The following is an 8,271-nucleotide window of genomic DNA, read 5'->3' on the forward strand; positions in this document are numbered from 1 at the left end:
GATGGTCAAGGATCTGGGTAACAGTTTCGAACAAAGTCTTCCGCAACGTGTGCAGGCGCTGGTCGACTGCCCGTCAACGCGCAACGATGATCTGGCGCGATTGATGCGCGCGCTTCTCATTGCCGCACCGAGCTTCTCGCTGCGCGGCGGAACGCGGGAGATCATTCGGGGGATTATTGCGAGGGGGCTCGGCTTAAGATGAGCGAACAACGCACCCTCTTATGCGACACTGCAGAGGCAGTCTTTGCCGAAGCTGTTGTCGAGGGCATTGCACCAATCGAAACCGCCGGTTTCGTCCAATTGCTCGTTTCCGAAGCCGACGGGGGTTTCGGCGGTGACTGGGGCGATGTCTTCGCCGTGTTGCGGCTGGCGGGTGCGAAGGTTCCGCATCTGCCGGTAGGCGAACTGCTCGTCGGCGGTGACGTTTCACGACCCATCGGTGCCTTCATCCGCGTCGCTCAGGCAGCTGGGGCGATGGATGCGGCGTTGGCGATGAGCATCGACTATGTGAACACGCGCCAGCAATTCGGCAAACCGCTCGGGAAATTTCAGGCGGTGCAGCAGGTGCTCGCCATTTTTGCAACCGAAGCTGCTGCCGTGAATGTTGCGGGTGCCGCAGCGGCAACCGCACTCGACAAAGCAGGTGGAGATGCCAACGCGGCGCTGTTCGAGATTGCATCCGCAAAATTGCGCACCAACAAGGCGATCGGGCAGGCGACCTCGATCGCGCACCAGGTGCATGGTGCCATCGGCTTCACCCAGGAATATGAACTGCACAAACTGACAGGGCCGCTACTCGACTGGCGTTCCGATCATGGCAACGACGCCTTTTGGGCGGATGTTTTGGGGGCGATGGCATCCAAATTGGGCGGTGCCGGATTGTGGCAAGAGGTGACAAGGCGCGGCTGAATATGTTTTTGGCCTGCTTTGACTCCCCGCCGCTTTCCGCTAAAGGCCGCAACCTGTAACCAAGCCTGATTTTGGAGTTTCCCCATGCGCGCCGATGCGCAAGCCCTTGTCGACCGGATCGACGCTGCACTCAACCTCGTCAAAATGTCGCTCGACTGGGATCGCGCGCTGCGCCGTCTGGATGAGCTGAACGCGCGCGTTGAAGATCCGAAGCTGTGGGATAATCCGAAGCAAGCAGAAGAAGTTATGCGTGAACGCCGCCGCCTTGATGCGGCGATCGGCACGGTGAAGGAAATCGGCGCCGATAAGGAAGGCACGGTCGAACTAATCGAACTGGCCGAAATGGAAGGCGATGAATCGCTGGCGGATGAGGGCGTAACTTCGCTGAAGGCGCTCGCTGATCGGGCAGACAAGGATAAGGTTTCGGCGCTGCTTTCGGGCGACGCCGATCCACTTGATAGCTTCATCGAAATTCACGCAGGCGCAGGTGGCACCGAAAGCCAGGATTGGGCCGAAATGTTGTTCCGCATGTACACCCGCTGGGCGGAAAAACGCGGCTACAAGGTCGATACGATCGAATATCAGGCTGGCGATACTGCAGGCATCAAATCTGCAACCATCCAGGTCAAGGGCGAGAATGCCTATGGCTATGCCAAGACCGAAAGCGGTGTGCACCGGTTGGTGCGCATTTCACCTTATGACAGCTCGGCGCGACGCCACACCAGCTTCAGCTCGGTCTGGGTCTATCCGGTGATCGACGACAGCTTCGAAATCGACATCAACCCTGCAGACCTGAAAATCGATACCTATCGTGCTTCCGGCGCGGGCGGGCAGCACGTTAACACGACTGACTCTGCTGTACGCATCACCCACGTCCCTTCGGGCATTGTTGTCGCCAGCCAGGTTGACCGCAGCCAGCACAAGAACCGCGAAATTGCGATGGGGATGCTGAAAGCGCGGATGTACGAAGCCGAAATGCGCAAACGCGAGGAAGCGGCGAGTGCCGAACATGCGGCGAAGACCGACATCGGCTGGGGCCACCAGATCCGTTCTTATGTGCTGCAACCCTATCAGATGGTGAAAGACCTGCGCACGGGCGTGACTAGCCCGACCCCATCCGATGTACTTGATGGAGACCTGGACGATTTCATCGCTGCGGCTTTGGCACAGCGTGTCACTGGTGAGGCGGTATCGGTTGAGGATGTCGACTAGGCTGTAAGTCTGGCTGGCGGCCAGGCAATGTACTGGTGCACTTTCTACAATTGCATTGGCTGTACTGTATGAGCGAAACGATACGGTGGATTCGCTTCGTAATTCCGGCTTAGGCTAAGGTTTTTGACATGTATTTTAGAGCCGTGATTCTTGCGCTCTCGATTTTTGCCACTGTGGGCGCCGCCCACGCCCAATCTGCACTGGATGCACAATTGGCCAAAGCGATGAAACCGCTTGAATCCAAGGGGCAACAGCATTTGGGAAATCCGGGCACCAAACCCCCGGGCACCAAACCCGGTGCAGCAGCAAAGCCGAGCTGGAGCGTCGACAATGATGGCAGCAAGGCGGATCAGCCATGCGGCATGACCTTCGTGGCGCAGAATAAAGTGATGGGCTATATCGGGCCTTATAAGGATTGGAAGGACAGCTATTTCTTCGTCGGTGGGCCAGAAGTGCCAGCAACGGCCAAAGTCAAAAAGGTAAAGGTCACGCTCGCGACCGGCGGCGATAGCCCGCAGACCGTAAAGGCAATGCACTTTCCGGTGAAAGACGGGGCACCTGTCATATTGTTCCAATTGACCAACTTCGCAGCCGCGCTTGATGGCATGGACGATGTCGAGAGCGTCTCAGTCACGATGAACGGTGCATCGGTTTTTGATGGCAATTGGACTGGCGGCTTTGCGGCGCGCGAAAAGGTGCGCGCCTGCCTTCTGAAAGCTCAGTGATTTCTAAAGGCCGGACGAATGCGTAACTGGGCTTATGAGCGATTTGCGACTGGACCATGTTCTGCCCTCGCGCTGATGGCATGCATCGGATTTTGTCTGGCGCAGCCATTACAGGCTCAGCAGGATGTTCCGAGCGACAAGGAAGTCAAAGAGCTGGCCAAGCGGCGGGCCGCAGAAGAGTGCAAGAACGCGATTTTCAAAAAGGACTGCCGAAAAGCCGAAACGCAGTCCTTGCAGGCGGCCAATGAAGTCGACAAAATTTTCCCGCTGGCGTTGCAGGAAGGTAAGGCGATCGTAGCCATTGCTACGCTCAATATGAGTTACAAATATCCCGATGGTCCGTCATGGGAAAATAATCGTGCTGACCATGTCACCGATACCGGAACTTCGGTTGCGGTTGAGCAGGGTACCGCGGTTGAATGGCGCAATATTGCGCAATCGGACAAAAAGCTGATCGTGGGTGAGGAGCGGCCTCTTTCAAAAGTGGGCGGATCGGGATTTTTGCTCGAATTGCCGGGTGACGGCCCGGTCAAATATCAGGTCTATATTGTTGATCCTGGCACTTATCGTTTGAGCCGCATCACCCACCCAATGCCGCGGACGAGCTTACCTGCTGACGGCGGCACTGCACCGGTAGAAAAGTCCTATGTCGGAACCGTCGGTCTGAGAGAAACCATTTTCAACGAGACAAAATTTGAGTCTCAATGGTTTAATGAGCAGTGGTCGACTCGCCCGCCCTATCAGGAATGCGCTGTGGTACATGTCACTGCAGGCTGCGTCGAACTGCGCTGGGTCTATGGCGAGGAATATATCTCACGCGAGGCGGGATATTATGACGTCTCTGTTGCCGTGCCGACACCCGGACTGGACGTCGACATAGGCATTACCGGTGAGTTCGCCTCATTTTCGGTTGAGGCTGGTGAAGCGATCGTCGTCGATGGATTTTTCCCGCAGCCGCCAAATACGCGCTTTTCAACTGCCGACTGCGAAAAATCAGGCTCTAAGTCGATGATATGCGACATTGAAGCGGTCGACTTACTATATCTGCCCGCATCCGCAGATGTGCTGCATAGCCACGACTATTCGACCGACGGCATGCCGCGATTCAACCAGATTCTCCGCCAAGCTCAACTCCGCCCGCTCGATATAAAGGCGCGCCCGGTTTCGAAAGGTGAGCTTGGAACCATATACCAACTGGCCGCAAATTGAGGCCGTATCCCGATGGCGCGGTTTCGCCAGAACTGAAAAGTCAGGTAACTGAAGATGCGTAAACTTCTCACTTTCTCCCTCCCTTTTCTGGCCTTGTCGACTGCGGCGCAGGCTGCCCCTTATATCACCATCGGGTCAGAACCCGACGGGCCTCCAAATCGCAGCATCTACGTCGCTGATTTCGACCTTATCACCCGCAGTCTCGACGGTGGCGGTGATGCCAACACTATGGCCAATGCAGCCATGCAGTCGGCAAACCCGCTCGACTTTATGGAAGCGAAGACAATCTATAAGATGAATGTCTATCAAGTGATGGAAAAGGGTGGTGCCATTACAAAGGGCGGGCCAACCAATTTCATCCATTATGTGCTGGCCTTCAAATGCCGTGATCGACTGGTGAAAATCGAAGAAGCGACGGCTTATGACAGGGCAGGTCGCACCCAGAAGAGCAGCATTGCTGAATGGATGCCGGTGCCAGACAATTGGGTGGCCCAGGCTTATAAAATAGCCTGCAAAGCGCCAGAATGGGAAAAAGCCATGGCTAGCGCCCGCAAGATGGCAACCGATTTCCAGGAAGGCAAGAAATCCAAGAAGCCGTTATCGGACCCGTTCGCGCCGCTGCAAATGCAGATGGTCGGGGACTATGCAGCCATCACCGACATGATTGATCAGATCTGGGCCAGATACTGGCCCGATGCCAAACAACCCGAATATGAAAGCACCATGTCGCCCGAAGAATTCGCCAAGCATAAAGCGAAGAGCATCGCTGCATTGGAAGCACAGGCCAAGGAGCTTGGTGCCATGGCAAAGAATGTGGAAAATGATCTGAAAATGCAGGACAGCATGAATCGTGCGTCGGACGTAGCCGGACACCGCTTTGTACAAGAATTACAAGGAATGGCTGGGCGCAGCGAGGAAGAAGTTGTCGCCACTTTCGGCATTCCCAACAACCTGAACGTCAACGGCAATGTCCGTCAGCTCGACTGGTATTGGAGCGAGACGACCCAGGAACAGGTTCCGATCACTGTCGATATTATGGGGTGCAACGGGCACTTCTGCGGAAAGCAGGGCGAGACTGTCGAATATCAGTGGCAAACCGTGCAGGTGAATTGCCGTCGCACACTCTATTTCCGCGAAGGCGGCACCCAGCCAGGCTATCGCCTGTTCGATTTCCGGGCAGGGTGTGATTGAGCAGAAGGTTCTTACAAACGCGCTTTTTGCCAGATGGTCAGGGACTGGCGTTCCGGCGCAATAGAGACATTCTACCCACCCGGCGACACCGCGCTTCCCGCGAGTAAACCACCGTCAAGATGCAACTCACTGCCGGTCATATAGGCGGCGTCGTCGCTTGCCAGCAACAGCGCGAGGGCCGCTACTTCCTCGACCGTGCCAAAGCGCTTCATCGGCGTATCGGCTACCATCGAAGCCATACGCTCCTCTCGGTCTGGCCCGTCGCCGATTAACGCCTCCCACATCGGAGTCAGGATGGCTGCCGGGTGGATCGAGTTACAGCGGATGTTGAGGCCCTGCTGAGCGCAATAGAGCGCAACCGATTTACTGTGGTTACGGATTGCCGCTTTCGAAGAGGCATAGGCGACCGCGGCGGGGATTCCGACCAGGCCGGAGCGCGAGGAGATATTGATGATTGAACCCTCACCCTTTGCCCGCATCCCACCGATCGCATAGCGGCACCCGAGGAAGGTACCATCCAGATTGACCGCATGTACACGGTGCCAATCGGCAAGGCTGCCATGTTCCGGATCATGTGGTCGGGGAGAATCCTCAAACCCCGTGATGCCGGCGTTGTTGACGACGATGTCGATCTGGGGATGGGCGGCCGCCAAGCGGTTCCATCCCTGTTCGTCGGCGACGTCGAGGTGGAAGAAATTACAGCCAATATTATCGGCAACACGCTGACCATTTTCGGTATCGATATCGGCAATGATGACCTTAGCGCCTTCGCGGGCGAAGCAACGGGCAATCGCCTCGCCAATACCGCGGGCACCCCCGGTTACGAGGGCGGATTTATTCTGTAATTTGGGCATGGATAGTCCTTGGAATTCGAATTGAGTAATTTGCATGTGGTTCGCCATCCCTGCGACGCAGGGGCAAACTCCGGATTTGCAAATTGAGCAGTAGGAGAATGGATTCCCGTCTTTGCGGGACTGACGAAAAAATGGGATTACTCTTGAATCACCGGGCTTACTCCACCAATGCTGAAAACCAAGATAGCCCGATTGTCTGGAGAGAGCAAGTGAGCGAGCATCAGGATTGGTTTCCCGCACCCGAAAGCGCAACACAGGATACGCATTGCAGCGCAGCCGAGTATGACCGCCTCTATGCCGCGAGCATATCCGATCCCGATGCTTTTTGGGGCGAACAATCCAAGCGCATCGATTGGTTCACCGCGCCGACCAAAATTGGCAACTGGTCGTACGATCCAGTCTCGATCAAATGGTATGAAGATGGCGTATTAAACCTTTGCCACAACGCGGTCGATCGCCATGTGGCGGCGGGCAAAGGTGATGCGATCGCCTTCATCTTCGAACCCGATGAGCCATCAAAGTCCGCGCGCAAGGTCAGCTATGCCGAGTTGCAGGCCGAGGTAATCCTTATGGCCAACACGCTCAAGAAAATGGGCGTGACCAAGGGCGACCGGGTAACCATCTATATGCCGATGATTGTCGAAGGTGCGGTCGCGATGCTGGCCTGCGCGCGTATCGGAGCGGTTCATTCGGTGGTTTTCGGCGGCTTCTCGCCCGAAGCATTGGCTGGACGTATCGAGGATTGCGCCAGCCGTTTCGTGATTTGTGCCGACAGCGGCGTGCGCGGCGGCAAGCATGTGCCGCTGAAAGCCAATGTCGATGCGGCACTCGAGCGCGTCGCGGGCGTCGAAGGCGTGCTGGTAATCCAGCACACAGGCGATCCCTGCAACATGACCCCGCATCGCGATCACTGGTATCACGAATATAGCGCGGACGTTTCCTCTGAATGCCCGTGCGAGCCGATGGAAGCCGAGGATCCGCTGTTCATCCTCTACACCTCGGGCAGCACCGGAAAGCCCAAGGGTGTGCTGCACACAACCGGCGGTTATTCGGTGTGGACGGCGGCGACCTTTCACTATGTGTTCGATTATCGGCCGGGCGAGGTTTTCTTTTGCTCTGCCGATATCGGTTGGGTGACCGGGCACAGCTATGTCGTTTATGGTCCGCTGCAAAATGGCGCGACCAGTCTGATTTTTGAAGGCATCCCCAGCTATCCGGACAATGGTCGTTTCTGGGACATTGTCGATCGGCATCAGGTCAATATCTTCTACACCGCACCGACGGCGCTGCGGGCGTTGATGCGCGACGGCGATGCACCGGTGAAGGCACGTTCGCGCAAGTCGATCCGCTTGCTGGGCACCGTTGGGGAGCCGATCAATCCGGAGGCCTGGCGCTGGTACCATGCGACAGTGGGTGAGGGGAAACTGCCGATCGTCGACACCTGGTGGCAGACCGAGACCGGCGGCACGATGATAACCACGCTGCCCGGCGCGCATGGCATGAAACCGGGCAGCGCCGGTCGCCCCTTCTTTGGTATCCGTCCGCAACTGGTCGATGCCGACGGCGCCGTGATTGCCGAAGAAGGCGATACGCGCGGCGATGTATCGGGCAATCTTTGCATCACGCATAGCTGGCCGGGGCAGGCGCGCACTGTCTATGGCGATCATGAACGTTTCGAGCAGACCTATTTTTCGACCTATAAGGGCAAATATTTCACCGGTGACGGCTGCCGCCGCGATGGCGATGGCTATTGGTGGATAACCGGTCGCGTCGACGATGTGATCAACGTATCCGGCCACCGTATGGGCACCGCTGAGGTAGAAAGCGCGTTGGTGCTGCACGATAAGGTGGCCGAGGCTGCCGTCGTCGGTTTCCCGCATGAGATTAAGGGGCAGGGCATTTACTGCTATGTCACGCTGAACGCTGGTGAGGAACCGAGCGCGGAGCTGGAAAGCGAGCTGCGGATGCAGGTGCGGCAGGAAATCGGTCCCATCGCCTCGCCCGACCATATCCACTTCACGCCAGCCCTACCCAAGACACGCAGCGGCAAGATAGTGCGCCGGTTGCTCAAGGCGCAGGAATTAGGCAACGATCCCGGAGATTTGAGTACGTTGGAGGATTAAATCGTAAGCGACGATCATTGCTTCTGTGGAGACAAACAACGAATTCGA

At 56.8% G+C, this 8,271-nt stretch carries 7 protein-coding genes and 1 pseudogene; 7 read left to right on the forward strand and 1 reads right to left on the reverse strand.

Going from position 1 to position 8,271, the window contains the following annotated elements:
* The 6 genes and pseudogenes from Q0239_RS15410 to Q0239_RS15435 form a co-directional block, all read left to right on the forward strand.
* Positions 1-202: pseudogene (locus Q0239_RS15410) on the forward strand (acyl-CoA dehydrogenase); the annotation flags it as partial.
* Positions 199-909 (forward strand): acyl-CoA dehydrogenase family protein, encoded by a 711-nt coding sequence (locus tag Q0239_RS15415; RefSeq protein WP_298604522.1) that lies wholly within the window; start codon positions 199-201, stop codon positions 907-909. The pseudogene Q0239_RS15410 and the gene Q0239_RS15415, both read left to right, overlap by 4 nt.
* Positions 910-993: 84 nt before the next feature.
* A complete protein-coding gene (gene prfB, locus Q0239_RS15420; RefSeq protein ID WP_298604524.1) occupies positions 994-2,121 on the forward strand; it encodes a peptide chain release factor 2 in 1,128 nt (375 codons plus the stop codon).
* A gap of 128 nt (positions 2,122-2,249) precedes the next feature.
* On the forward strand, positions 2,250-2,846 hold the full coding sequence (locus Q0239_RS15425; RefSeq protein ID WP_298604525.1) for a hypothetical protein: 597 nt from the start codon (positions 2,250-2,252) through the stop codon (positions 2,844-2,846).
* 18 nt (positions 2,847-2,864) lie between these two features.
* Positions 2,865-4,055, forward strand: a complete 1,191-nt coding sequence (locus tag Q0239_RS15430) for a hypothetical protein (RefSeq protein ID WP_298604528.1) — start codon at positions 2,865-2,867, stop codon at positions 4,053-4,055.
* A 54-nt stretch (positions 4,056-4,109) separates the two neighbouring features.
* Positions 4,110-5,246: a hypothetical protein gene (locus tag Q0239_RS15435; protein ID WP_298604530.1), complete on the forward strand. Its 1,137-nt coding sequence runs from the start codon at positions 4,110-4,112 to the stop codon at positions 5,244-5,246.
* A 71-nt stretch (positions 5,247-5,317) separates the two neighbouring features.
* Here the strand turns inward: Q0239_RS15435 and Q0239_RS15440 are convergent, their stop codons facing one another.
* Positions 5,318-6,100 (reverse strand): SDR family oxidoreductase, encoded by a 783-nt coding sequence (locus Q0239_RS15440; RefSeq protein WP_298604532.1) that lies wholly within the window; start codon positions 6,098-6,100, stop codon positions 5,318-5,320.
* Positions 6,101-6,309: 209 nt separating this feature from the next.
* Here Q0239_RS15440 and acs point away from each other — a divergent pair, with 209 nt between their 5' ends.
* Positions 6,310-8,223, forward strand: coding sequence for an acetate--CoA ligase (gene acs / locus Q0239_RS15445; RefSeq protein WP_298604534.1), 1,914 nt, complete (start codon positions 6,310-6,312; stop codon positions 8,221-8,223).
* The last annotated feature ends 48 nt before the right edge of the window (positions 8,224-8,271 follow it).

Source organism: uncultured Sphingorhabdus sp., from assembly GCF_937872355.1.
GTDB lineage: Bacteria > Pseudomonadota > Alphaproteobacteria > Sphingomonadales > Sphingomonadaceae > Sphingorhabdus_B.

Coding starts and splice junctions, on each gene's coding strand:
- Q0239_RS15415 (WP_298604522.1), top strand. CDS start 199: ATGAGCGAACAACGCACCCTCTTATGCGACACTGCAGAGGCAGTCTTT.
- prfB (WP_298604524.1), top strand. CDS start 994: ATGCGCGCCGATGCGCAAGCCCTTGTCGACCGGATCGACGCTGCACTC.
- Q0239_RS15425 (WP_298604525.1), top strand. CDS start 2,250: ATGTATTTTAGAGCCGTGATTCTTGCGCTCTCGATTTTTGCCACTGTG.
- Q0239_RS15430 (WP_298604528.1), top strand. CDS start 2,865: ATGCGTAACTGGGCTTATGAGCGATTTGCGACTGGACCATGTTCTGCC.
- Q0239_RS15435 (WP_298604530.1), top strand. CDS start 4,110: ATGCGTAAACTTCTCACTTTCTCCCTCCCTTTTCTGGCCTTGTCGACT.
- Q0239_RS15440 (WP_298604532.1), bottom strand. CDS start 6,100: ATGCCCAAATTACAGAATAAATCCGCCCTCGTAACCGGGGGTGCCCGC.